Below are 24,499 nucleotides of genomic sequence, written 5' to 3'. Positions count from 1 at the left end.
GTATCGCCTACAAAGGCGGCATCGCCCACTACGTAGGTTAAACAGGCGGGCGTATGCCCAGGAGTGTGCAGAACATTGCCCTGTAATTGGCCAATGGTAAACGTATCCCCTTCTTCGAACAGCGCATCAAATTGGCTGCCATCCCGGGCAAACTCGCTGCCCGCATTGAACGCCTTACCGAATATCTCCTGCACCTTCACTATGTTGGCGCCAATGCCGGTTTTACCGCCTAACTGATCATGCAGGTATGGCGCAGCCGAGAGGTGGTCGGCATGCACATGGGTCTCCAAAATCCAGACCACCTCGAGATCGTGTTCGCGAATAAAGGCGATGATGTTGTCAGCGGATCGCACGTCCGTCTGCCCAGCGGCATAATCAAAGTCGAGCACTGAATCGATGACCGCACAGGCACGGCTGTCTGAGTCTTGAACCACATAGCTAAAGGTATTGGTGGGCTCATCAAAAAAGTGCGTAACGATTGGGCATTGCATCGCGATCACCAAGATAGGTAATTTAATTTTTTGATTATGAAAATAGTATATATCAAAATAACTCATAAGCTTAGATTTATTTCGAATATGATTCCAGAATAATTTTTTTAAAAAAATTCTATCGTTAAATTACAAAGCTGGTTAGCTAGCCAATGGGTATACCCGCTCTGTCGCGACTTGGATCTGGGTAGGCTAAGTGGGGATTAACATATCTTATTGCTCAACACGGATTCCATTGTGTCAATTGCGATATTTGCAAGTCCTTCAAGATAAAACACGAAAGACGAATAGCTTTATGAAGGTTTTGTCGAACATCGAATTTTCCCTTCTTGGTGCAGCACTGGTCGCGATTAGCTACGGGTTTGGATGCTTCACTTTTGGCCTATTTGTCCTGTCAATTATTACCGAGCTGGCTAACGTCCTACTTGATCGGCATTATCAGGGTGCTTAGGCGTTGCAGGTCTCGCGCTGCTCAGTCAGTCGTATGCGCACTATCAATGGGTATTGGTGGGTTTATCTGCGGTATCTGCGCCGGTTTGATGATGCCAAAACTTACCGATGCGATGACGGCATTGGTGAGTCGCACGATGCACGGTCGTGTAATATCCATCATGAATGCTGGTACCAGCATCGGTATTAGCATTGCCGTGCCCTCCGCCGTGTTCCTATACGATGCATGGCGTCTCACTTGTATGGTATTTGCTGTGCTAACGGCTGCTGGCGTGAAGGCTGCATGGTACTTCATTCCCTTGGATTCTCGTTTAACACCTGGCAATGCTTCCCCCACCGCCACCAATCACTCGGTTACAGTGGTCGCGTTTTATTCGGCTTTCGTTGTTCGGCTTCGCGATGGGCTTTGTGTTAGTGCCGTACTGGCTTTTACGTCTTAGGCAAGCGGTCGGTTCACCCGTTATCGGTATTTTTAAGGGCCCAACCTCGTTTGGGATAGCGATGTCACGTATATCTAAACTGGAGATCGCTGGGCCTATCTAACGGTTGTCATTGACATATTAGCTAGAAAACCGGTTGGCTGGGCGAAGTCGTTATCGCCGGATAGCGAACTCACCAGTTGTGTATTAAAAATGGTCTATAAAAGCCGAGGGCGACCCAAAGCCGTTATGTTCCACAGCTGACCAGGGCAGCTATTTTACGAGCTGTAGTTTCCGTCAGACGCTCTGAAAATGCCTGATAAAACAAAGCCTGAGTCGGCGTGGGAATTACTGTGATAATGCGCCAATGGAGCGGTTCTTTTGGAGCTTATAGGTTTAATGGGTGCCGACGTATGGCTATCGCTCATTCTTGGAGAGCCAGCATCATATCGTGAACTATTTAATCAGGTATTAAAGCCAGCTTAGGCCTCATCAGCATAATGTGGGTGTTAGCCTGAATCAGGCAGAGGAAAAAAATGGGTTAACTATAAACCGGTGGCCAGTTTTACTTGACCACTACAGGCGCCAGAAAAACGTGCTCAATAATCAGTTTTTTTGCTGCTTACCTTTTTTTAAGCCTGCCATAAGTTACCTCATTTAGGATGATCCTTGTGCCAATCGACAAATATGTCTTGCACAGCCACCCATCATCGAAAAGAGGTATTACTTATGCGAACTCACATCACTAAGATTATAACATCGGCGTTGTTACTGACGGCTAGCACGGCTGCGCTGGCCGAGACTCATTGTACTGATGCCCCCAGTGACGAATGGATCAGCCAAGCTGATATGGAAGAACGTATCAGCGAGATGGGTTACAAAATCAAAGAATTTAAGGTCACCGAGGGAAACTGCTACGAGATATACGGCTGGGACGAGCAGGAGCGCCGGGTAGAGATCTATTTCAACCCAGTAGATGCCAGCATCGTGAAGCAGGAAGTCGAAGACTGATCAGGAGGTTACCATGGCCGATAATACCCGTATCCGTGTTTGGGACCCGTTGGTCAGGTTGGTACATTGGGCTTTGGTTGCTGGCGTAGCCGTCAACTTATGGCTAACCGAAGAAGGGGGCGATATACACCAATGGGTCGGTTATGCCTTGGTGGCATTAATCGTCGTACGCATCCTTTGGGGATTTATCGGTCCCTGGAGTGCACGCTGGCGGAGCTTTTGGCCTACCGTGAGCCGACTTCAATGTGTGCTGCGCGGTCGCGACAGCAAGATAGAGCAAACCGGCATTACCCATACACCGCTGGGCGCTATCATGATGCTGGTGCTGCTTGGGCTAATCCTCGGTCTGGGACTTACTGGCTACATGATGGAAGAAACGGATCGTTTCTGGGGGGTTGGCTGGGTTGAAGAAACCCACGAACTCATGGCCAACGCGATTCTTTTTCTAGTACCACTGCATGTATTGGGTGCTGTGGTAGAAAGCCTCAAGCAAGGCGATAATTTGATCGCTAGCATGTTGCATGGCTATCGCCGCCGCCCTACCTCTACCCCCAACACTAAGGCTCATGATGTTCAGTCTTAATTAAGATGTTGTTAAGACAATGCAATGATAATGGCCACTCCTTAATTTTGCACGAGTGGCCTTTTCAGACCTGTTTGACACAGAGCAATGGCTGCACTATCCCTTATTTATGCCACGACACCGAACAAGCGGCCTATGCCGAAGGTCAAGGTCATCGCCAATGCGCCCCAGAACATTACGCGCACCGAGGCTTTGAGTATCGGCGCGCCACCCACACGGGCAGCCGCCGCCCCTAGAAAGGCTAAAAACAGTATCGAGAAGAGCGCCACCAGAAGAATAAGCAATGGCGGCGGCGCCCACCAGGCGATTAGCAACGGCCACATGGCGCCAGCCGTGAAGGTCACAGCCGATGAAAAGGCCGCCTGGAGTGGGCGCGCTTGGCTTGTCTCGGTGATGCCAATCTCATCTCTGGCGTGAGCGCCTAGCGCATCGCTTGCCATCAGCTGTTCAGCGACTTGCGTGGCTAGCGCCGGTGTTAACCCACGCGCTTCATAAATCGCTGCCAGCTCTTCCAGTTCAGCATCAAAATGTTCTATCAACGCTTGGCGCTCAAGCGCAAGATCCGCATGTTCGGTGTCAGACTGTGAGCTAACGGAGACGTATTCACCGGCGGCCATCGACATAGCCCCGGCCACTAGCCCCGCAATACCGGCCAACATAATGTCGCTATGCGCGGTGCTCGCTGCTGCCACGCCGAGTATCAGGCTGCTAGTCGAGACAAGGCCATCATTCGCGCCCATGACGGCTGCGCGCAGCCAACCTGAACGGTTAGATCGATGGTGCTCTGTATGTTGCATGGCCTCACCTCGTGATTGATTTCCCCTTTCTTTTCAGAGGGAGAGTGGCAGATAGCTGTGTGGCAACAGCCTTCAGGGCATATTTTTAGCCAGCGCTTGTAGCAACAGTGCGATTCTCTGGTGCATATAACGGTTGAAATGCATTTAGATTCAATCACTTGTTCCAAAGAAAAGCACTGTAAGCTAATCAGCGATCCTGATGTTGGTTTTGCTCCCACACCACACTGACCGCCAGGCCATTGGGCGTACGATTACTAAGCGTAAGGCGTGCGTTCTGGCGCTGAGCCAACTCCGAGACAATCGATAAACCCAACCCGCTGCCGGTGGTACCCTGGCCAGACGCGCGCCGAAAGCGCTCAGTGACTTTATCCAACAGTGCCTCGGGGAGGCCGGGGCCAGTGTCACTCACCGTGAGTTGAGGCAACCCCTCCCAAAGCGCTAACTCTACCTCCACTTGACCGCCTTCCGGCGTATAGCGCAAGGCATTATCCAGTAGGTTACGAAAGAGCATTCCCACCTCGACTTCGTCGGCGCGAACCTCCAACCGGGTTAAGCCTGTTAGCCTCAAGTGCTGATCTCGCTCATCAGCGAGTGGCCACAGCTCGGCTATCAATTCAGCAATAATCGGATAGAGGTCAATAGTGGCCGGTGAGGTTGTGGCAACTTGATCCAAACGAGCCAAAATGAGCAGCTGTTCTACCACCCGTTGAAGCCGCTCAACCCCGACATAAGCCTTTTGTAATGATTGCTCTCCCCCTGCCTGCGCATTATCTAAGTGGATTCTCAGCGCTGCCAAGGGCGTGCGTAATTCATGGGCCGCATCTGCAGTGAAGCGCCGCTCGCGCTCTAACGTGGCTTTCAACCGGGCGATAAAGTCGTTTAGTGATTGGCGTAATCCATTAAGCTCTTGAGGAACCGGATTATTGATTTGACGCAGGTCGTGGGCGGAGCGACCTTGTACCTGGCTGGAAAGTGCTTGGATGGGTGCAACACCCCGCCGGATAACTCTACTCATCAGCCAAAGAAGGAGTGGCAGCAACAAGAGCATCGGCAATAAATTGTTCCAGGTGATGCGCTCCACCACTTCATCATGAAACGAACCCCGTAGTCCCATGCTGATCCAGGTATCGCTGGCAACATCGAACATGCTGAAAACCCGCCAGCGGTGACCATCGTAGCTTTCCCAGCGAAAACCCTCCTCTAAAGGCGCGGGGAAAGGCCCTGCATCATTCCATTTGCCCCCTAACAGCCTGGGTGAGCCATCGGCATTCCAAAAACCCAGTACTAATTTAAGCTCTTCCTCGTGGTAAAGCTTGGGACCTGATTCAGAGCTGCTCACGGGCACGGCGATACCGTCACGATATAGCTGGGTTGGATGCGCGGGAAGGCCCATGCGCGCAGCAAGGCGAGCATAGTCGTCGATGGTAGCGTTTGGATCGAGTTGGCCAGCCACAATCCGGCTATGCAGACTGAGTTGTGTATCGAGAATTTCTTCTAGCTCGTGATCCGTAATTAAGTAAGCCGCGGTAACCGCAACGCCCCCAGCGACCACCATGGTAATGGCTAGCGTGCGAAGCAGATAACGCCGTATCGATCTCATTGCGCCTGGCTATCCAGTCGGTAGCCAATCCCCCGCACGTTAATAATTAGATGTTTTTCAAGCTTTTTTCGCAGATGATGAATGTGAACTTCCACCGTGTTGGACTCTACCTCTTCGCCCCAGCCGTAAAGCAAATTTTCTAAACGAGGGCGAGATAGCACCCTGTCAGGGTGCCTAGCTAGCTCTAGCAATAAGGCATACTCGCGTCGGCCCAACTTTACGTCTTTGCCCCGCCAACTCACCGCATGGAGAGCCTCATCAATACTCAGTGCACCCAGCGTCAATATTTGCGAGGCCCGCCCCTCAGCGCGCCGCATTACGACACGCAAACGGGCGAGGAGCTCCTGCAAATTGAAAGGCTTGAGCACATAATCATCCGCCCCCGCATCTAAACCCCCAATACGGTCTTCCATCGCATCACGGGCCGTCAAAATAAGAATAGGCAGAGTAGATTGCTGTCGGAGTAAATGCAGTACTTGCATACCGTCCATATCGGGCAGCCCAAGATCCAAAATAATCACACTAAAGGTCTCGCTGCCGATAGCGCTGATTGCCTCGCGGCCAAGCATAAACCAATCAACCGCGTAGCCCTCGCGCTCCAGCGCCGTCTTGATGCCATCCCCAAGCAAGGGATCATCTTCTATTAGTAGTGCACGCATGCTGATTCCCTCAATCGACAAGCCGCTATCTTGGCTACCAAAACTTAAGCTTTTCTTAAATAGGGTAACTTACTTCTCAAAAAGCAACCTCATCTGAATGCAACCAGTAAGCCAACCACCCTATCTTTTCGAACTTCTTACGCAGTTTAACTCTTCTTTAAGTTATTTAGGCTCATGCTGCCTCTTTCGCCATGGGCAAAGCCCAAGCAGTGCCTTCAGTGACAGTTATTTTGATTATGCCCTGTCGCAACCGTGGGCAGGCTATTTTTTATTAATTGAGAGAGCGCCATAACATGCAATTACTAACACTTATTAGAACAAACTATTATTTAAAAATAATGGCCCGTTTTTTAGAAAAAAGAATGAAGCAATATTTACTGGGAGGCATACGGTATATCCTCAAAGCACCTACACCAGAAACCATTGACAGCCTTGTGGGCGTAGAAAAAATTCTCATTATTCGCCCCAATTTTCGTCTAGGCAACGCGCTAATTAGTACCCCTGTCATCGATGCTTTTCGTGAACGTTTTCCTTCCGCGCGCATAGACTATTTAGCGACTGATAAAACATGGCCACTGTTGCAACAACGACCTGTTGATTATTTCTTTTTACTGTCGAGAAGCGCCATTCTTCGACCTTGGCAGTGTGTGACATTATTACGACGTCTACGAGCACAACGCTATGACCTGGCGGTACAAGTGAGTGGAGGATCAACGAGCGGTTTTATAGTGACCCGGTTAATAGGGGCACGGTACACCATGGGTTCAGGTAAAGGTCACCAGCGCTGGTACAGCATTGAGGCGGAAGGTACGTCATCACATGCCTACGATGCCATCGTTAACTTAACACGTCCGCTCGGTGTTGCTTGCCGTAACCGGCCATTGCTCCAGATAACAGAGCAGGAACGCTATCAGGCAATAACGAAAATACAACAGCTAGCCAGCCTTCATAGCGAACAACCACCAGATACAAATTTTATTGCGATCTTCGTAGGCGGGCATCAAAACAAGCGTTGGCCGTTGGAATTTTGGTTAATGCTTATCGATGCCATGGAAGCCCGTAAAATACGCTATATTGTATTTCTTGGACCGGAGGAGTTTAGGCTTCTAGCACCTATTGAGAAGCGTTTGAAGTCATCACTTTATGGCAGCTTATGCTCACCGCTTCCTATCCGCCACTTTGCCGCGGTTTTGGAACGTGCGCGGTTACTCGTGACGCCAGACTCTGGGCCTATGCACTTAGCGGCAGCACTCGATGTCGCCACCATTTCCCTGGTACGCCAAAAAAAATCACTCGCTTTCGTACCACGAGAAGCCTATGACACTATTCTGTGGCACCCAGAAATCAGCACGGTAATAGAAGCCATACGCACTAATCTTAACGGACAAAACGCAACGGATCCCGTTCAATCGGCCTCGGCAACAAATCAACCAACACAGTGGGTAACACCACCACCCAGCGCTGCCCCTTTGCATTCTAGCCACTGAATTAAAGCGCATAACTGTTCGTTAAGTTTTGCACTTTATAGTGACCCTACTGTTACGTTATCGAGAGTACTGTCTTGCCTATTTCAACGACGTCAAAACCCAATGGCACGGGTTTCAAACGCATCTTCCGCGCTTCTATGAATGCAGTATCGGGTTTAAAAGCTTGCTGGATAAATGAGTCTGCCTTTAGACAAGAGGTGATGCTATGCCTCGTCCTCTACCCTTTTTTATTTTTTGTTAATGCCACTTCAGTGGAAAAAGCATTGCTGTTTTCTTCACTCACCCTTGTAGTGATAGTGGAGCTCATTAACTCCGCCATCGAAAGCACCATTGACCGTATTGGACTAGAACATAACGAACTTAGCGGGCGTGCTAAAGACATGGGGGCTGCCGCCGTCATGATGACCATTTTTATGATGATGGGTGTGTGGCTATGCGTGCTGCTCTACTAAATTCTTTCAAACCCGTAGCATCCGCCTGGCTTTTATTTATAATCGCCATGTCAGCCTTCAGCACTCTAAACATAGATTTTACGATAACGGACTTTATATATCGCCTTCAGGGTAATGCTTGGGCATGGAAAAACACCTTAATTACCCAAGATATTCTTCACAAAGGCGGTAAATGGCTAAGCTTGGCGATGGGTTTAGCCACACTCCTCCTATTAATACTAAGCACCGTGGTTACTCGTCTTAAAGCGTATCGCACGCCGCTTTTATATCTTTTTTCCGCAACGCTTCTTTCAGCGCTACTTGTAGCAACGATTAAACACCTAGTGAGCATGGAATGCCCTTGGGATTTAGTTCGCTATGGTGGGGCACGCGACTTTATTGGCTTGCTCAGCATACGGCCTTCCTCAATGCCAGCGTCCGCCTGCTTTCCCGCCGGGCATGCCAGCGCAGGGTATACCTGGATAGCCCTCTACTTCTTTTTTGCCGCCATACGGCCCCACTGGCGATGGGCAGGGCTTGCACTGGGCTTAGGGCTTGGCCTTACGTTTGGGATCACTCAACAGTTCCGCGGGGCGCACTTTCTCTCCCATGACCTCTGGACCGTCATGATTTGTTGGACCGTAAGCTTTGTCCTTTCAAGATTCTTATTACCCCCCAGCGTTCATTAATCTTTTCATATAGAGAGCCTTTCAATGCCCCCTTTGCTGTCATTGCCTTCAAAAATTGTAGGCACCGCTTGGCATTATCGCCCCACATTAAGTACGGAGCAGCTTGTCTTATGGGGTGTTGTCATATTCAGTGTTTTTTACAATGTCTCTTTTTGGCAACAAGCCTTTGCTGGCTATGACCCTCTTGCCGTCCAGACGTGGCTAACCTTTGCCAATATGTTTTTGGTGATGACCTGCCTTAACTATTTGATCTTCGTGAGCCTTGCTTTTCGAACGCTGGTAAAACCTTTATTAACCTTGCTGTTTCTGATTGCCGCCTTTGTCAGTTACTTTACCAGTTACTACGGCACCTATTTTGACACCTCCATGCTAGACAATGTGCTTCAAACGGACACTAACGAAGCACAGGAACTTCTCACCGCTGGTTTACTGATTCATTTGGCAATCTTTTTTGGCTTGCCTACCGTCATGATTTGGCGCGTTAAAATCACACCGTCAACCTGGAAGAAGGCAGTGTTGCGTCGCTTAGCTTATTGCCTTGCCAGCACTGCTATATTGCTGTTAGCAATTTTCTTATCTTACCAAGAAGTGTCGTCACTCATGCGCAACAATAAAGAGCTACGCTACTTGGTGACCCCAGGTAATTATATTGTTTCGATGGCGCAGGCCCTTTCGAGCCAACACGCTTCCGCGAATACGGTGCGTTCCCCGGTGGGTGAGGACGCCAGTATCAGTTCACAAGCGGGTGACAAACCCAAACTGCTCGTCATCGTGGTGGGCGAAACGGTACGGGCGGCGAATTGGGGGTTAAATGGTTATGAACGCCAAACCACACCCAAACTTGCCCAGCAGCCTGACGTTATCAATTTTTCTGATGTTTCCTCATGCGGTACAAGCACAGCGGTCTCATTACCCTGCATGTTTTCATTACCAGGGCGTGCCGATTACGCTAAATCGTATGCTCAGCAATATGAATCCTTGCTGGACGTATTAGCCCACGCCGGGTTAGAGGTCACCTGGCTTGATAACCAGTCAGGCTGTAAAGGTGTCTGCGACGGAGTGACGACAGAAGCGCTCTCGCCAGAGAAGTATGCTTCTTTGTGTCAAGATGGGCGATGCTTGGATGAAGCACTGGTTCAAGCCTTGACCACGCAAATTAGCGGTACCTCAGTTGATCAGGTTGTTGTGCTGCATCAGCTAGGCAACCACGGCCCCAGCTATTACCAACGCTACCCTGATGACTACGAACGTTTTGTTCCCGCTTGCACCACCGCTGATTTAGCCAAGTGCTCAAGAGACGACATTACCAACAGCTACGACAATGCCATTCTGTATACCGACACTGTGTTGGATCAGGTGATTGAGATGTTAAAGCGTCAGGAAGACTACGCAACTGCGATGATCTATCTCTCTGATCATGGTGAATCACTGGGCGAAAAGGGGCTTTATTTGCACGGCATTCCCTACGCCATTGCCCCCGACGAACAGACTCATGTGCCTATGGTTTGGTGGCTTTCCAACTCATTTTCAAAGCAGCGAAGACTCGATACGGAGTGCTTACGCCTAGTCTCTGATCAAGCCGCTTCCCACGATAACTTATTTCACAGCGTGCTGGGATTGCTTGGCGTAGCAACGGACGTATATCAGCAGGCAGAAGATATTAGCCAAACGTGCCGGAGCCTCGCCAATTAATGAATGCTTAAGTGATCGTTAAGTATTGCATGTCAAGCTGTTCTCCATTCTGCTCAATTATTCTGGTGTATGCACATGGTTTTATCGCTACTATTGGACTCCAACCAAGGTTTTTGGAGACGGCTGCTACCCAAAAAAAAGGCAACAGCAGGAAGCTTGGTAGGCGGTGTCGATACCTCTATTCTTTTTGCTAAATGGCTTTCCTTTAGAGCCAGCGTTGTTTTAATTACTTTACTAGCGACTCTGCTGTGGCTAACCGGTATTGAAAACATCGAGATCATCATCGGCGTATTAAGTGTAACGTCAAATGGAATATCACAGTTATTTGAACGCTATTTTTCTGTCAGTGTATTGAAAATGGTTGAAAATGATTTGACAGATACGCTAGACGCATTGGGAATTGCAGGAGTTGGAACCTTAATAATTTTATATTTATTAGGGTAGCGCACCTAATAAGTACCCTCAACGCCAACTCCATAAAATAATCATCCTTGGTAGTCCAGTATAAGGCCTGGAGGTGTCTACGAAACCTGGGGCGATTTATCAGGCTAAAGGGTGAAGCATTGAAAAATGGCTGATTGGCTGCGCGCAGCAACAGCTTCTCACGCACCGCCTCGGGCTTATTCTGGTGGTCCTCAGCGGCTTTTAGTACCTCGGCTTTGGTAGGCCCAGCACGCATTCCAGGCGGCGCAGCAGCGTGAACGGCAGAATGATGCGGCCATACTGGGACTGCTTGAAATCACCGCGTAGAAGGTCAGCGACCGACCAGATAAAAGCAGCAAGCTGTGAGTGATTTTCCGTTTTCACGGATGCTTCCCCATATTTGATGACAATAAATGGCCACTATCATACACATCTGTGCCTCCAACCGAGTACTTGCATGCTAAGTAGACCCTTCACAGGCAGCGTGGTAGCTTTAAAAAAAACTTATATAAAAAGAAGAGGAAAGCATCATGTCTCAATTGAAACTAGGGGTTGCTACGGCACTAACATCATTAATGTTCGCGCTTCCCGCCTATTCCGACTCCGCCTTACGGCTAGCTGTTGATGTTCCTTTCGAGCCCTTTCAGTACCGCCTTCCCGACGGTTCTCTAACGGGGTTTGAGGTTGAGCTAGGGGAAGAGGTATGTCGGCGTATAGAACGTGAGTGTGAATGGGTCGAGCAAAGTTGGGATGGCATTATCCCAGGCCTGCTAGCACGCAAATATGACGCTATCGTCTCCTCAATGGCGATTACCGATGCACGCCGTGAACAGGTGCTCTTCTCTGAACCTTACTACAGCAACCCGAGTGTGTGGGTGACCCAGGTAGGCAAGGAAATCGATACTGAAGACCGTACCACTCTTGCAGGGCTATCAGTGGGCGTACAGCGCGGCACTATTCGTGATGCTTATATCACCGACACCTACGGTGACCTGGTGGACGTGCGCCGCTATGCGACTGGCGAAGATCTAGCGGTAGACATTCAGTCGGGGCGCCTCGACGCGGCGTTTATGTATTACCCGTTAGCACTGTCGTCTCTGCAAGTTGACCAGGAAGGCAGTGGCGTTGTTACCAGTTCAGCTTTGATTCGTGACCCCAAAAGCTATTTCGGCCATGGTGTCGCAGCAGCTTTCCACCCACGCAATGAAGCGTTAGCCGAACAGTTCAATGAAGCACTAAGTGAAATCAAGGAAGACGGCACCTACGACAAGCTAATGAATAAATATGTCGACTACGACATCAAAATCTAACGTTGCAATTCATTGTCAGCTTTGTTGCAGATAGATGGGGCATCTTTATTAGTGCTAATTTTCAAGGAGCAAAAAGTTGGCGATGGCCCCCTTTTAAGGGCTTTTCGGATTTATCTTTCTCAGTCACAGTTACAAAGAGATTCGATGCAAAGGCTCGCGTCTTTTGGATCTGGGTATACTTTGGTTTAAATCATGACAAAAGACAAAGTCAAAATCGATATTCTTGGCTCCCTATTTCCCTTCATTCCACCAGTTTCCGAACTTATAGGGTGGTTGGGCGGCCCCAAGGAATTACATACACAGCTTTACTGGATGCAGAAAGAAAATCAGCAGCACAAACCAGACTTAAAAACCCTTAGAAAGGCCTGTCAGGTTGGTGTGACACCGCGCTCTGCGGCAACGATCAAGGCAAACATTTATGAAGCTGCAGAGGGCATGGGGTTTAATGAGCTCATCGAGGGGATCACTCCAGTTGAACCTCTCGTCAATGGCACCAATGGGGCTAAATGGAGTGCTCAAGCTAGTGGCTTCCTCAATGGTATCAACCGTCACCAGACAGAGAAGCTAAAACTCCCCCGAACCTTCGCATTTTTGGAGAAGCGAGCCCAAGCAGAGAGCCAAATGATGCTGGCACTCCAGAATGATGCGCCCAATGAAAAGCGGCTAGCTCTCTTACACATAGCCTTCTGCGAAGCCTGCCAACACTACACCCTCCTCTCCCCACAACAAATCCAGGCTTATGGCATTGTCATCATTGACGCCAATCTGACAGGGCATTCCAGAACGCTCAAGCAAGTAGCAGAAGCACTCAAATGCTCCTTTAATCTTCGGGTGGATTTCTACCACCAACTGCTGACTAACTTCATGGCTGATATGTTGCCACTTAGAAAATCACTGAGACTGTCAGCCAGCCTGGATGATGCCTTGGTCAACCACGGCGCTATGGGCCGAATGTTGCCACTGATGAGGCAAGGCAAGCTGATCACTCCTACTGAAAGGCTGTACGCTTACTGGCGAAGGGCTTTTTTGGATGCTGGATAAAAGCCAGTGACGAACAGTGCAATGGCCCTTCACATGCCTTTACCAGCCATACCGAAAACACGTGTTAAACAGTCCCCGTCCACTGAGAGTTCTGCAGATACACTTCAAAAAATTACAGACGCAGCCAATGACTCACGCCTGTCTCTTTGGAAGCAGTGGCGGAGAGGTGCTATTCCAAAATCTGAGCACCTTACAATTTTTCTTGAATCCCTAAGCAGTGAGGCTTATGACGCATTTCTACCATTTGTTATGACCCGCGTAGCAACCGCATGGACGAAATGGATTGAGTACGAATGTGCCAAACTGCAAGGTCTCATGCAGCAGGCTCCGTCCCTCGCTGAGCTAATAGACATGGAATGGTTAGTGAATAAATTTTCAGAGTACCCAAAATACTGGGAGCATATGGCCCAGCTGACCACTGACCAACCTGAGCCATAGAACTATTTACTTCTTCCCCTGATTCCGTGGGGCGCTGCGTGTACTTGCGCTGCTAGCTCTTGCGCTGAAGGAATCCTTCGGTACAGTGCCCCCGTTTGATTTCGCTGTGTGGCTCTGGATTCGTGAGGCAGCAGCCGAAGTCATGGGTGTCTTACTTTTTGACATGGTCATCATCTCCGTAGGTTAGTTACTCAGGAGCGGCAATTCGGTTTACTCGCACCTGGCAGTACGATGATGGCACCCTGCTTGGTTGTATTGCAGGGTAGTCGCTGTGGGAATTTTCAGATGTGAGGCTACTCAGCTTTAAACTAGCGACTTCAAATAGCCCCTCTTTTTACGCTAGGCACAATTGAAGGCTTTGCTCCGGCTCCAGCACTGGCAATACTCACGTTCTACATCGCCTCGTCATCATGGTTGCAGCGTTTTGCTGTTGGTAATCACCTAATTGCTGAATGTCACATTGATCTTCAGGCTTTTGCATGGCCATATATAAAGATTCTGTACAACTGAGTATCTAATCTCCCATGAAATACCCACTGAGTACTTTTAACTCCATCCCCGAATCAAAACATCCTGGCTTCATGATGGATGTTGATGACTTTTATTATGTGAAGTCGAAAATGTCATTGTACCATCACATTGAAGAGGCCAAGACTTTTCTACATATTTCCTACTCCTCCGGCAATTATTACGATAAAGACAAGCCTGAAGAGAAACAGATATCAGCCTTTTTAGAAGAGTACCAAACATTTTACCAGGCATTAAAAGGCGGTCTAAATGCAGAATCCTGCGAAGAGCTTATAAATAGGCAACTTGGTGCCAACTTCCAAAGCAGCAAACTACAGAAAACTTTTTCCGAAGCAATGACCTGGATTCTATGCTCTGACCTGCTTTTCCAGAGTGGATATAAGGAAAATGCATGGGCTGCGCTCATCGAATACAAAAAATTTGAGCTTAAAATCGAGCTAGACCTTGATGAGGAGGAAAAGCTTTCTAAGTCCAACAGTAACCGTACTGCCGGAAAGCGTAGTTATCATGACCGTCAATATCTAAAGCCTTATTTTAAGGAGCTATTAGTATCTCAGGTGCCTAAGAATGGCTGGCAAGCCATGAAGAATGCCGCCAGCAAACTAGCGCCGCTCATATTTAAGCGGCACATAAGCAGTGGATCCGACGTTGATCCTGATACAACAGAAGCTGATGTTGAAACTTGGCTAACCACCTGGTTAAAAAATGATAAGCAATGTAGAGAGCTATATTTTGCTCACCGCCAGAAAAAGCCTTCAACAAAGATATAACCACTTACACACGACGCTGCATAAGCCATTGGTTAACTTCACTTTCGTACCATCCCACTGCCGATTTTCCCAGTTTGAAAGGCCTTGGGAATGTAGGATCGTAGTAAGGTGAATCCGGGTTTATTTTTTCGTAAATACCAGAACGGCTAATACCAAGTTTTGGCGCTAACTGCTTCATACGTAGAACAGTGATTGGTGTTTCGATATTACTCATGATCTTGCTCCTTGTGAGTTGATATCGACAGTGTAGATCCGCCCACCACCACCAGTCTCGCTATGGAAATAATTGGCTTTTATGCAAAATAACACAATAAAATCAGCTATGTAAAAAAATACTGAGGCTTTAGCTGTGAAATTTTTTAAAAAAAAATGACTGTTAATATGCCTTCAATCTGGGGCATTCCATTGCTTCAAAATTAGGATCCCGCTTGTCATATGGGGTGGTAAATCACATAAGTCGCTATCTAGCGAAGTAAACTTTTGGCTACACCCCTGCTATGAAAGGTTCGGTTTACACAGCCCCTTGGGCCGTTTTATCACCTCGGGTAATAAGCGAATCCATTAGGACAGGTTTAGGGGGCGATGCACTTAAGATGGCCTTTTGCGCCGTAAAATGCTTAAAAATGTGATAATGCATTCGTATTTTTAGTCAGTACTTCTCCACGTATTATCAATTTCTTCAGACCAAGTATAAGTTTAAGCTGAGCATGAGCTCCATATAAAACTTTAATAATAGTGCCTGTTCCAAAAGTTTATTTCATAGCCTCAAGGCTGAAGTAATTCATGCTGAACGTTTTGATACGAATGAGATGCGAAGACAGATATTTGAATACGTTGAACTGGAAGACAAAAAGCAACGTCGGCACAGTGAGATTGAACAGATTAGCCCAGTGGTTTTTTTTAAGCACGAATGATCGCTTAAATTATTGTTCTCTTTTGCTGGGTAAGCTCAGTTACTGATGGACGGCAGTATGCTTTGGTTACCAATAGCTAATTTTTTTCAAGGTAATAACTACCGTTGATAAATATTTTTCTATAAAAATATGTCCAATAAAGTCCAATGTTGTTTAATCGCAAAAGTCGTTAAAAAAACGTCTTGATAAAGCCTACATCGTTGCTAATACTGCAAACCTTCGCAGGTTTAGCAACGATTAAGGAATATCGACATGTATACTGATGAGCATCAGGCACACCACAATATCACCAACGCTACTACCACCGGCGAGTGGCCTAAATTTAAAGAGCACTCAATTTATGAGTCTATCGTCAACGAAGTTTCTAGTTCTTTAGAAATTGACGATGGAATGGCGCGAGCAATTTTCCTCTCTTCTATGGCAACAGTTGTACAGAATATAGTTGATATAGAAAAGCCCAATAAGCACCTAATGCCCACCTCCATTTTTGTAGTCGTTACAGGAGAGTCTGGCTGTGGTAAAACACCCCTACTTAAAGCAGCATTTGAACCGATAGAACAGTTTCAGTCCCTAAAAATGAAAGAGCATTATGAGGCGATTAAGGTCTATAATCTTAAAAAATCGAACTACGACATCGCCTATAAGGAACTAGAAAAAATTTATCGACTCGCTATTAAAGAAGGAAAACCAACGATTGACATCGAGTTGCATCAATTGGAGCTAGTCAAAAATAAACCAAAACCTCCTAATCAGCCTAGATTTATATATGAAGACATCACACCTTCTGCGTTGTCTTATAACTTATATAAGAATGTTCCATTTGGCTGCTTGGCCTCAAGTGAGGCTGACGGCGTATTTAATGGTAAAGTTATGCAAGACATTACTAACCTTAACAGCATTTGGAGTGGATCTCCGATTATTGTAGACCGAAAGACGTCAGAGGATGTTTATGTCGAACACCCTCGATGCTCATTATCTTTAATGCTACAACCTGAAAGAATGCAAAATTTCTTGAATAACCGTGGTAAGGAGGCAAAGAGCAACGGATTTCTTGCCCGACTAATCTTTATGCAAGCAGAATCTACGGTTGGAAATAGAACGAGGGACACTACTCCACCGGATGGGGCCACTGTAGCTCGTTATTCTCAAAGATGCAAAGAACTACTAGAATCGTCCTTTGATGCGCTTGAGGAAGGCAATAAAAAATACATCGTGAAATTTAGCCCTTCTGCCAAGTCCCACTGGAAGCAGTTAAATTTAAAGGTCGAGCATGAAATGCTTAAGCACCGAAAATACTGTAATGCGCTGGATCACGCTAATAAACTCATGGATAATGTCTCACGTATTGCTGCCATTTTGCATACATTTGAAGGCCTTGAGGGAGATATCAAAACTAGCACCCTTGACTATGCTTTCCGGCTTTGTGAACAATTCTCTAACCACTACTTGCAATTTATTGCTGGCACACCAGAAATAGTTATTCTCGCCAATCAGCTTGCCAGAGACATCCGAAGACTTAGTGACTTACAAGGAGACACTTACACATTTACAAACTCTCTTATTGCTCAGCGTGGCCACAACACTTTGCGCAGCAAGTCTAAAAGGAGTGCAGCATTGGATTTTTTAGAGAAAATGGGGCATTTAATCTACTCTTATGACTCTAAAATTTTATTCAAGGAAACAATCATCCACCCTCATGAACCTGAGTTAAAAAATGGTCTTGATTACTACATTGAAGAACTTACTTTATATCGGGATCAAGAGTTAAAAACCGGTTATGACTTTCGTCCAGAATATAAGCTGAAGGAGATTCCTTCCATACCCATAATGCCCTATGCATATGAAGTAGTTAAGCCTACATCACATCGTTAAATCGATCACCCCATTGGGGGAGACCGAACGACCTAGCTCAAAGTCGTTCGGTCTCCATCAACTTTTATTAGTTGAACCTTATTTACCTAACCTCACCTGCTTTATTAATGCCGGCTTCCATCAAAACAACGAAACCCTTGCTTGATAGGCTTCGAGTAAGCTTTACACATGTAGCTAGCTCCATAAAAGACTTCTGCAAAAGCAGCTTGGTCATTTTGATAGAAATTCCACAGGTACTTCTTTTCGGTAACACTATCGGTGGCTACATTAACTAGGCCTCCCATGTCTTCTAATGGCCAAGCTATCGCGCTTGACCAAGCTCGTACGATTCGGTGGTAGAGGTTGTCACGATCAAAACCTCCACCATGACTTTTGCCAAAGTAGCCAAGACCTTTATAGGCCTCTCCATTTAAAAGCAGCAAAACGTGGTAATGATGATGAATACTGCTTACCTGCTCGCGACACCACGTGTAGCGCATTTTGTGGGGATACTTAGTGTTTGCAACATCTAGCTCCCAAAGCAAATGACTAATAAATGAAGTAGCACATGCATTGTCGCAGCCTGAATAGCCCATATACCCTTCCGCAGGAAAAAGTAAATCGATGCGGACTGCAAATATACGAGGGCAGTCCTGTCGTGCTTGATTCATTACTCGAAGCAATATTTCTAGATAGTTTTCGATCAAAGGACCTTCATGAGTAAGCACACGCATATCTTGGTAACGACATTCCCAAAATAGCTTTAGAGCTGGATTATCAGGATGGCGTTTACGATTACGTTGGCCTACGTTCGGTAAAGTAGTGTTCATCTTCAAACTCCTAACACTCACGCACAGAAATACCCACGGCTTTGATACCGTGTCATTACCCGTAGCAAAAGTGTAAACATTGGATTGATAAAAACGCTGAAGTGATAACCCGTTAGCAAACGCGGTTATCTCGGCGTAATAGGAAATGCTCTAGCAGGCACCTGTGAGCATCATGCGATCGTCACCTTATCGCTTTAGCGTTGTAGAGCTGGGTTCTACATGGCTAACCGTTAAGTGTGTTACAAGCACGACTTGCTTAGCGGTAAATGTCACTTGGATTCTTTGCCATGAGGATATGAGTATGGCTTATCGTGACTTTACGGCTATTGTCTTGAAGAAAGGTCGTCGGCTTGTAGGTCTCCTCCATGGGTACTATTTTTAACCCTTCAAAGGAGCATAATACTATTACCGTCATTTAAATCGGATAGATGCCATGAGTATCAAATGACCAAACCCGCGTGGTAAGCGGGCTGCTGACAGGCCATGATTTCTTCATAAGCTCTCTCTTAAATAAAAATAATTCCATTTTTTTCAATAAGAAAACTTAAAGCCTATTAGGCTCGGCATCTGCTCAGATAATCATACCTGTCAGTATTTTCTTCCTTAAATGACACTTTCCTTAGCATTACCAGCTCCATTAAAACGTGTCAGAACTACTTAACGACCAGAAGCTCGTTCCATTGTGTGGTGTAACGAGGTGTGCGCCGCTCGCTGCGTAAAACCCAGGCGTTATCTTTCCGTGGTAAGCCCATCTGTATCGCCCCTTTTCCGAGTTCCCGATTAAGCTTATCCATCGTCGCCATCAGGCGTTCGCTGCGCTTAGCTTCTTCATCAGTTTGCGGGGTTTCGGTGAGAGTGAGCTGCCGGTTGGCCTTAGGGGATAGGTCAAGCAGTATTAGACCGGCTTTATGATAGGCATATCCCTTGCGCCAGAGTCGCCGGAGCCCCTTTACTCCAGCGGCGATAATCTCCCTGCTGTCATCGGTAGGCCGTTCCAGGGTTATCATCACGCGTTGATGGTATTGCGGTAAATCGGTTCGAAACGGGTTGGTGCGGATAAATACCATGACGGCACTGGTCACGCTGTGCTGCTTGCGCAGCTTTTCACCCGCCCTGGCGGCATGGTGTCGTAACGCTTCCCGTAGCTGATGGGGGTCGTTGGTGAGTCGTCCAAACGAACGGGAGACCATAATCTGCTGTTTGGGCTGGCTCATGTCGTCTAGCTGAATGGAGGATTGGCCCCGCAACTCCCACACAATGCGCTCTTGCACCACGCTAAAATGCCGCCGGATATGTTTCGGGTCAGCTTCACGTAGATCCCAGGCAGTCTCAATACCCATGACGCGTAACCGCTTGCCGGTGCGGCGTGCAACGCCCCATAGGTCAGTCACCGGCAACTGCTTCAACAACGCCTTGGTAGACGGGCTCTCAGCCAGTAACTTGCACACGCCTTGATCTTTATAAGCGGGGTGCTTTTTAGCGGCACGGTTCGCGACCTTGGCGAGCACTCGCGTTGGCGCAAATCCCACCGACACCGGAATGCCCGTCCACTTCTTCACTGTATCTCGCAGTGCTTGGCCCCGTTGTTCCAGCGTATCTTCATCAAAGCCCTGAAACCCTACAAAGCTCTCATCAATCGAGTACACCTCCACATGGGGTGAAAATTCGCCCAGCACCTCGGTCACCCGCTGGGACATATCGCCATAAAGCGCATAATTGCTGGATAACAGCACGGCTTGGCGACGTACGTCTGGCGTTAACAGGTGCATAGCAGCCCCCATCTCCACGCCCAGCGCCTTTAACTCATTAGAGCGTGCGACGACACAACCATCGTTATTGGATAGCACTCCTACAGGACGGCCTTCCAGTGACGGGTTAAATACCCGCTCACAGGAGACGTAGAAGTTATTGCAGTCAATCAGCGCCATCATTGCAGCGTTGCCCCGGGGAAGCTGTGAAGCACATGGGTCACGACACCCCAAACGTGGGATTCGCGACCATCAATAGGAATGGGGGGATACGCGGGGTTACTGGCCCGAAGGTAGGTGCGCTGGCCCACTCGCTCCAAGCGTTTTACCGTAAGCTCACCGTCCACGCAGATAACGATGATGCGACCTGGCAGCGCTTCCAGACTGCGATCAACCACCAGTAGGTCGCCATGGTGAATACCGTCGCCCAGCATGGAATCGCCCTCCGACCTGACAAAGTAGGTTGCTGCCGGTCGTTTCACCACGTACTGGTGCAAATCCAGGTCGGCATCCAGGTGGTCATCCGCCGGTGACGGAAACCCAGCGCGTACGGCACTGGAGTAAAGCGGTAACGGTAATGATGAGGCCGCGGCATCTGCCCGGCCCAACAGTGAAACGTTCAATGACATAATAGACTCCCTCTTTTACTGTACTTATGAACAGTATCAGTAAAGAGTCTTATCGAAGCAACCACTCAAAGGTCAAAGCCAAAAAATTACAGATCTATATCACCCCTATGAATCCTGCACACGGGATCACTTTGACGCCTATAGGAGTGTTGTTTATGTCCCCGCCTTGCCTCTACTGTGCAGCCGCTTGCACGCTTAACCTTGAAACCGCCCAACGCATCGGCACGGTGTGCAGCCGCCTAGTGGGCGGAGCCATTGGTGCGTGGCGGGCATCCTATACCCCAACGTCCCCTTTATCGGATGCCTCCTCCCGCTTTCCGTTAGCCAAACTGACCGCTGCCGTGATGGGGGCTTTTTCCGGCAGTCAAGCAGGCTCGCGTGCCGCAGAATTGTTTTTCACGCAGAAGCTACCGCTCGGTGAAGGAACGCCCTGGCTGTGCGTATCGTGCGGTCATAGCTTCCGGCAATTAACCCCTCCCTTCAGCACATCGCACTAATGCGTATCCACAAAGCGACATACCCCTTACTTTCCAACCATGAAGCGCTGGCGATTAACGTCAGCGCTTTTTTTATTGCTAGGAGTTTTCATCATGGCCCATCTCGTTGAACAAATGGCCTACGTTGGCGCTACCCCCTGGCACGGCCTGGGGCAACAGCTATCCCGTCAACAACCGCTAGAGGTCTGGCAGCAACAGGCCGGTATGAACTGGCACATTGAAGAAGCCCCGGTGCGTTTTATTGCGGAGGGTGCCAGCCACTTGGGCAGTATTCACTCGTTTCCCGAGCAAAAAGTGCTCTACCGCTCGGATACCAAAGCGCCACTATCGGTCGTATCCCAGCGTTATAAGGTGGTGCAGCCCGAAGAAATTCTGGAGTTTTACCGCGATCTGACGGAATACGCCGGGTATGAACTGGAAACCGCTGGCGTCCTGAAAGGCGGTCGTAAGTTCTGGGCCTTGGCGCGCAGCGGCTTAAGCACCTCACTGAAAGGCCAGGATGAGGTCAACGACTACCTGCTATTGGCAACGTCCTGTGATGGCACGCTAGCCACCATGGCGACACCCACCACGGTGCGAGTGGTGTGCAACAATACGCTGCAGATCGCCGTCGATGGAACGTCGCAGGCGGTGAAGGTACCCCATCGGTCAGAGTTCGACCCCCGTGCGGTAAAAAGCCAGCTGGGTATTTCTGTTTCCCAGTGGAATGACTTCATGTACCGCATGAAGGCGTTAGCGGAACGTAAGATCGATCACCGCGAGGCGCAACAGTATTTTCAGTCGGTGCTCTGCGGTATCGATAAGCCGATAGACGACCCCTCCAAGCTGCCCAATTACCGGGCCCTCAATAAGGTGCAGAAGCTCTACCACGGCGAAGGCCGCGGTTCCCACCTCGACACGGCCAAAGACACTGCGTGGGGCTTGCTCAATGCCGTTACCGAGTACGTGGATCACGACAAGCGTGCGCGTAGCAACGATACCCGCCTGGATTCCGCGTGGTTTGGTCAAGGGGCGCAGCTGAAGCAAGAGGCGCTAAAAACGGCCCTTGCGATGGTGAGCTGACATGCTGTTTCTCATCATTTTACTGCTAATTTTCTTAGTTTTTGTCTTACCCCTCATTGGATAGCGCGATAAGCCCAGCCCCTACCAGGCTGGGCTTATCGCTTTTTACGTGGAGAACACCATGGCCTCTCTTAGCCCCGATTTAGATATCGCATTAACCCAACTGACGGAACGACTGCTTACCCAGGATCAAACCTATGCCGAGACCTACGTGATGGCAAAGGGCCAGCTATATCGCACCGAGCTGCACCTATGCCTCGTCCCTCCCAGCGAGCTTCCCGCCGACCTTTAACCCCTATTGAAGGAGCCTTGTCATGGCCACCAAAACTAATGTGGTAAATCACGAGACGTCTGCATCCTCTTTACAAGCAGTTCCTGCAGCACCCACCCCGCATCTCGCTGAGAGCACGGCCATTATCCAAGTGATTGAGCGCGCGGCACTCAACCCGGACGTCGATATCGACAAAATGGAGCGCTTGCTACAGATGCAGGAACGGGTGATGGATCGCCAGTCCATGATGGCTTATAGCGCGGCCATGGCAGCGATGCAGACCGAACTCCCTAGCATTGAGGAGCGCGGGCAGGCTAACAACGGCTGTTACGCCACCTTGGAGGATATCGTCGATACCGTTCGCCCCATTATGCAGAAACACGGCTTTGCGGTGAGCTTTCGTATTCAGACCCAGGAACGCGGTATTCAGATCACCGGTGTTCTGATGCACAAGGATGGCCATCGCGAAGAGACTAGCATGCTGCTCCCCGCTGATATAAGCGGTAATAAAAACGCCGTACAGGCGTTTGGCTCTTCTACCAGCTATGGGAAACGCTACGTGCTCTGCGCCCTACTCAATATCACTACACGGTAAGCGTTCATTCTAAGACGTCCTGCCGCCCGGCTGACATTCGCCCTACAGTAACCTCACATTTGCCCACACGAGGTTACCCCCATGAGAAAGCACCGCACCCCGGAACAGTGGCAGGCCCTGGTTGACCAGCATCGTGACAGTGGTCTGTCAGCTTCGCAGTTTTGTAAACAAGAGAACATTGGCTATTCCAGCTTCTGCAACTGGCGAAAGCGCCTGTCCGATCAGCCGACCGATAATTCGACAGACTCTGGAGAAGCCAGCTTTCTCGATTTGTCGTCACTGATGGGCACGTCGCCATCATCCGGCTTAGGCTGGAATATTGTGCTCAGCCTGGGTAACGGCGTCGAGCTACGGCTGAGCCAGAACGGATGATCGGGCTCGATAGCCAGGCGCGCATCTGGCTATGTACCGAACCCACAGACATGCGCAAATCCTTCCGGGGCCTGAGCGCCCTGGTTCGGAATCAGTTGAAGCACGACCCGCTCAGTGGCCAGTATTTCGTCTTCGTCAATCGTCGCAAGACCCAGATGAAGATGCTGTACTTCACCGCCACCGGTTATTGCCTGTGGGCCAAGCGCCTGGAGCAGGGCCAGTTCCGGGTGCCGTTATCCGCCTCCGGGCAGCGAGCCCTGACCCTGACGGATCTGCAACTGCTGATCGATGGCATCGAGGTGCAGAAATATCGCCAGTTCAAGCGTTTTCGAGGGGTATAGAAGGCCGACTTTCGATATAATATCGGCCATGAATTCAACCGCTTCCGCTCCTTCTTCCAATGCACCTTCCTACTCGGCTCTGGCCGAGGAGAATGCCGTGTTGCGGGAGCAGTTGGGAGCCCAGGCAGAAGCGATTCGTCAGCTGACGCATCAACTGGACTGGTTCAAAAAGCAGCTGTTCGGTCCCAAATCCGAGAAGCAGGTGTTCGATCTTCCCGGGCAGGACAGCTTGTTCCAGCCAGAGGAAGCGCCGCTACCGGCGCCGCCTGCTGACGAAGAAGAACGCCCCATCAAGGCCTATCAGCGTGGCACCGGCAAGAAGCAGCGCGACGATGGCTGCCTGAACGACACCGGTCTGCGCTTTACCTCTGATGTGCCGGTGGAAGTCATAGAGTATCTGCCGCCAGAGCTGACAGGGCCGGAGGCCGATCAGTACGAAGTAATCGGCAGTAAGACCACCTACCGGCTGGCCCAGCGGGCCTCCAGTTACGTGGTGCTGAAGGTGGAGCGCCCGGTGTTCCGGCGCAAGGGGAGTGACAAGCCCATCACCACGCCGGCCCCGTTCAACGT

General features: G+C 49.1%; 28 protein-coding genes and 2 pseudogenes. 21 read left to right on the top strand and 9 right to left on the bottom strand.

Annotated elements, in window-relative coordinates:
• The coding region (locus HALA3H3_RS20400) for an MBL fold metallo-hydrolase (RefSeq protein ID WP_238326125.1) at positions 1 to 491 on the bottom strand (491 nt) is incomplete at its 3' end.
• Between the two features lie 497 nt (positions 492 to 988).
• Here HALA3H3_RS20400 and HALA3H3_RS27485 point away from each other — a divergent pair.
• From HALA3H3_RS27485 to HALA3H3_RS20385, 4 genes and pseudogenes are all read left to right on the top strand, one after another.
• A complete protein-coding gene (locus tag HALA3H3_RS27485) occupies positions 989 to 1,381 on the top strand; it encodes an MFS transporter (protein WP_022523390.1) in 393 nt (130 codons plus the stop codon).
• Positions 1,382 to 1,420: 39 nt separating this feature from the next.
• Positions 1,421 to 1,933: pseudogene (locus HALA3H3_RS27480) on the top strand (DDE-type integrase/transposase/recombinase); the annotation flags it as partial.
• A 156-nt stretch (positions 1,934 to 2,089) separates the two neighbouring features.
• The gene (locus HALA3H3_RS20390) at positions 2,090 to 2,371 is read left to right on the top strand and encodes a PepSY domain-containing protein (RefSeq protein ID WP_022523388.1); all 282 of its coding nucleotides are present in this window, start codon (positions 2,090 to 2,092) and stop codon (positions 2,369 to 2,371) included.
• A gap of 13 nt (positions 2,372 to 2,384) precedes the next feature.
• Positions 2,385 to 2,954 carry a cytochrome b/b6 domain-containing protein gene (locus HALA3H3_RS20385; RefSeq protein WP_009288075.1) on the top strand — a complete coding sequence of 190 codons (570 nt, stop codon included), beginning with the start codon at positions 2,385 to 2,387 and terminating at the stop codon, positions 2,952 to 2,954.
• Positions 2,955 to 3,061: 107 nt separating this feature from the next.
• Here HALA3H3_RS20385 and HALA3H3_RS20380 read toward each other — a convergent pair whose 3' ends face one another.
• The 3 genes from HALA3H3_RS20380 to HALA3H3_RS20370 form a co-directional block, all read right to left on the bottom strand.
• Positions 3,062 to 3,751: a VIT1/CCC1 transporter family protein gene (locus tag HALA3H3_RS20380; RefSeq protein ID WP_022523387.1), complete on the bottom strand. Its 690-nt coding sequence runs from the start codon at positions 3,749 to 3,751 to the stop codon at positions 3,062 to 3,064.
• A gap of 187 nt (positions 3,752 to 3,938) precedes the next feature.
• Entirely contained in the window at positions 3,939 to 5,351 is a 1,413-nt protein-coding gene (locus tag HALA3H3_RS20375; protein ID WP_022523386.1) for an ATP-binding protein, read from the bottom strand.
• Positions 5,348 to 6,010, bottom strand: coding sequence for a response regulator (locus tag HALA3H3_RS20370; protein WP_022523385.1), 663 nt, complete (start codon positions 6,008 to 6,010; stop codon positions 5,348 to 5,350). Before HALA3H3_RS20370 ends, HALA3H3_RS20375 begins: the two co-directional genes overlap by 4 nt.
• A 293-nt stretch (positions 6,011 to 6,303) precedes the next feature.
• Here HALA3H3_RS20370 and HALA3H3_RS20365 point away from each other — a divergent pair, with 293 nt between their 5' ends.
• The 5 genes from HALA3H3_RS20365 to HALA3H3_RS27170 all read left to right on the top strand — a co-directional run bounded on the left by HALA3H3_RS20365 (position 6,304) and on the right by HALA3H3_RS27170 (position 10,753).
• Complete coding sequence (locus HALA3H3_RS20365; protein WP_022523384.1) at positions 6,304 to 7,497, top strand: glycosyltransferase family 9 protein; 1,194 nt, start codon at positions 6,304 to 6,306, stop codon at positions 7,495 to 7,497.
• A 74-nt stretch (positions 7,498 to 7,571) separates the two neighbouring features.
• Entirely contained in the window at positions 7,572 to 7,949 is a 378-nt protein-coding gene (locus tag HALA3H3_RS20360; protein ID WP_022523383.1) for a diacylglycerol kinase, read from the top strand.
• Positions 7,931 to 8,617 carry a phosphatase PAP2 family protein gene (locus tag HALA3H3_RS20355; RefSeq protein WP_022523382.1) on the top strand — a complete coding sequence of 229 codons (687 nt, stop codon included), beginning with the start codon at positions 7,931 to 7,933 and terminating at the stop codon, positions 8,615 to 8,617. Before HALA3H3_RS20360 ends, HALA3H3_RS20355 begins: the two co-directional genes overlap by 19 nt.
• Positions 8,618 to 8,641: 24 nt before the next feature.
• A complete protein-coding gene (locus HALA3H3_RS20350) occupies positions 8,642 to 10,309 on the top strand; it encodes a phosphoethanolamine transferase (protein ID WP_022523381.1) in 1,668 nt (555 codons plus the stop codon).
• A gap of 75 nt (positions 10,310 to 10,384) precedes the next feature.
• A complete protein-coding gene (locus HALA3H3_RS27170) occupies positions 10,385 to 10,753 on the top strand; it encodes a hypothetical protein (protein WP_027959652.1) in 369 nt (122 codons plus the stop codon).
• A gap of 201 nt (positions 10,754 to 10,954) precedes the next feature.
• On the opposite strand, the gene HALA3H3_RS27475 is transcribed toward HALA3H3_RS27170, so the two are convergent.
• The gene (locus HALA3H3_RS27475; RefSeq protein ID WP_022523379.1) at positions 10,955 to 11,116 is read right to left on the bottom strand and encodes a type I restriction-modification system subunit M N-terminal domain-containing protein; all 162 of its coding nucleotides are present in this window, start codon (positions 11,114 to 11,116) and stop codon (positions 10,955 to 10,957) included.
• A 146-nt stretch (positions 11,117 to 11,262) separates the two neighbouring features.
• Here HALA3H3_RS27475 and HALA3H3_RS20340 point away from each other — a divergent pair, with 146 nt between their 5' ends.
• The 3 genes from HALA3H3_RS20340 to HALA3H3_RS20325 all read left to right on the top strand — a co-directional run bounded on the left by HALA3H3_RS20340 (position 11,263) and on the right by HALA3H3_RS20325 (position 14,819).
• Positions 11,263 to 12,042, top strand: a complete 780-nt coding sequence (locus HALA3H3_RS20340) for a transporter substrate-binding domain-containing protein (protein ID WP_022523378.1) — start codon at positions 11,263 to 11,265, stop codon at positions 12,040 to 12,042.
• A gap of 192 nt (positions 12,043 to 12,234) precedes the next feature.
• A complete protein-coding gene (locus HALA3H3_RS20335; protein ID WP_022523377.1) occupies positions 12,235 to 13,083 on the top strand; it encodes a hypothetical protein in 849 nt (282 codons plus the stop codon).
• A gap of 962 nt (positions 13,084 to 14,045) precedes the next feature.
• Entirely contained in the window at positions 14,046 to 14,819 is a 774-nt protein-coding gene (locus HALA3H3_RS20325) for a hypothetical protein (RefSeq protein ID WP_022523374.1), read from the top strand.
• A 4-nt stretch (positions 14,820 to 14,823) separates the two neighbouring features.
• Here HALA3H3_RS20325 and HALA3H3_RS20320 read toward each other — a convergent pair whose 3' ends face one another.
• A complete protein-coding gene (locus HALA3H3_RS20320; protein WP_022523373.1) occupies positions 14,824 to 15,033 on the bottom strand; it encodes a helix-turn-helix transcriptional regulator in 210 nt (69 codons plus the stop codon).
• 547 nt (positions 15,034 to 15,580) lie between these two features.
• Here HALA3H3_RS20320 and HALA3H3_RS27870 point away from each other — a divergent pair.
• Both HALA3H3_RS27870 and HALA3H3_RS20315 read left to right on the top strand, forming a co-directional pair.
• Positions 15,581 to 15,733 (top strand): annotated as a pseudogene (locus HALA3H3_RS27870) (IS3 family transposase); the annotation flags it as partial.
• A 252-nt stretch (positions 15,734 to 15,985) separates the two neighbouring features.
• Positions 15,986 to 17,605 (top strand): YfjI family protein, encoded by a 1,620-nt coding sequence (locus HALA3H3_RS20315; protein WP_022523372.1) that lies wholly within the window; start codon positions 15,986 to 15,988, stop codon positions 17,603 to 17,605.
• Positions 17,606 to 17,709: 104 nt separating this feature from the next.
• Here HALA3H3_RS20315 and HALA3H3_RS20310 read toward each other — a convergent pair whose 3' ends face one another.
• The 3 genes from HALA3H3_RS20310 to HALA3H3_RS20300 all read right to left on the bottom strand — a co-directional run bounded on the left by HALA3H3_RS20310 (position 17,710) and on the right by HALA3H3_RS20300 (position 20,791).
• Positions 17,710 to 18,414 carry a YagK/YfjJ domain-containing protein gene (locus HALA3H3_RS20310; RefSeq protein ID WP_022523371.1) on the bottom strand — a complete coding sequence of 235 codons (705 nt, stop codon included), beginning with the start codon at positions 18,412 to 18,414 and terminating at the stop codon, positions 17,710 to 17,712.
• A 653-nt stretch (positions 18,415 to 19,067) separates the two neighbouring features.
• Entirely contained in the window at positions 19,068 to 20,345 is a 1,278-nt protein-coding gene (locus HALA3H3_RS20305; protein WP_053857051.1) for a Y-family DNA polymerase, read from the bottom strand.
• Positions 20,342 to 20,791: a LexA family protein gene (locus HALA3H3_RS20300; RefSeq protein ID WP_022523369.1), complete on the bottom strand. Its 450-nt coding sequence runs from the start codon at positions 20,789 to 20,791 to the stop codon at positions 20,342 to 20,344. The genes HALA3H3_RS20305 and HALA3H3_RS20300 overlap by 4 nt, the downstream gene beginning before the upstream one ends.
• Positions 20,792 to 20,946: 155 nt before the next feature.
• Between HALA3H3_RS20300 and HALA3H3_RS20295 the strand changes: the two genes are divergently transcribed.
• From HALA3H3_RS20295 to HALA3H3_RS20270, 7 genes are all read left to right on the top strand, one after another.
• Entirely contained in the window at positions 20,947 to 21,288 is a 342-nt protein-coding gene (locus tag HALA3H3_RS20295; protein WP_022523368.1) for a hypothetical protein, read from the top strand.
• 93 nt (positions 21,289 to 21,381) lie between these two features.
• The gene (locus HALA3H3_RS20290) at positions 21,382 to 22,350 is read left to right on the top strand and encodes a DUF932 domain-containing protein (RefSeq protein WP_022523367.1); all 969 of its coding nucleotides are present in this window, start codon (positions 21,382 to 21,384) and stop codon (positions 22,348 to 22,350) included.
• A gap of 121 nt (positions 22,351 to 22,471) precedes the next feature.
• The gene (locus HALA3H3_RS26950) at positions 22,472 to 22,642 is read left to right on the top strand and encodes a hypothetical protein (RefSeq protein WP_022523366.1); all 171 of its coding nucleotides are present in this window, start codon (positions 22,472 to 22,474) and stop codon (positions 22,640 to 22,642) included.
• Positions 22,643 to 22,664: 22 nt separating this feature from the next.
• Positions 22,665 to 23,216 (top strand): ERF family protein, encoded by a 552-nt coding sequence (locus tag HALA3H3_RS20285; protein WP_022523365.1) that lies wholly within the window; start codon positions 22,665 to 22,667, stop codon positions 23,214 to 23,216.
• Between the two features lie 81 nt (positions 23,217 to 23,297).
• Positions 23,298 to 23,588: an IS66 family insertion sequence element accessory protein TnpA gene (gene tnpA, locus HALA3H3_RS20280; protein ID WP_022519766.1), complete on the top strand. Its 291-nt coding sequence runs from the start codon at positions 23,298 to 23,300 to the stop codon at positions 23,586 to 23,588.
• On the top strand, positions 23,585 to 23,929 hold the full coding sequence (tnpB, locus tag HALA3H3_RS20275) for an IS66 family insertion sequence element accessory protein TnpB (protein ID WP_016915087.1): 345 nt from the start codon (positions 23,585 to 23,587) through the stop codon (positions 23,927 to 23,929). Before tnpA ends, tnpB begins: the two co-directional genes overlap by 4 nt.
• Positions 23,930 to 23,957: 28 nt before the next feature.
• On the top strand, positions 23,958 to 24,499 hold a 542-nt coding region (locus tag HALA3H3_RS20270), incomplete at its 3' end, for a transposase (RefSeq protein ID WP_238326097.1).

Origin of the sequence: Halomonas sp. A3H3 (assembly GCF_000982975.1) — a bacterium.
In the GTDB taxonomy this organism is placed as follows: domain Bacteria; phylum Pseudomonadota; class Gammaproteobacteria; order Pseudomonadales; family Halomonadaceae; genus Vreelandella; species Vreelandella titanicae.
The sequence above is the reverse complement of the archived record's forward strand: the minus strand, read 5'-3'. Positions and strand labels throughout refer to the sequence as shown.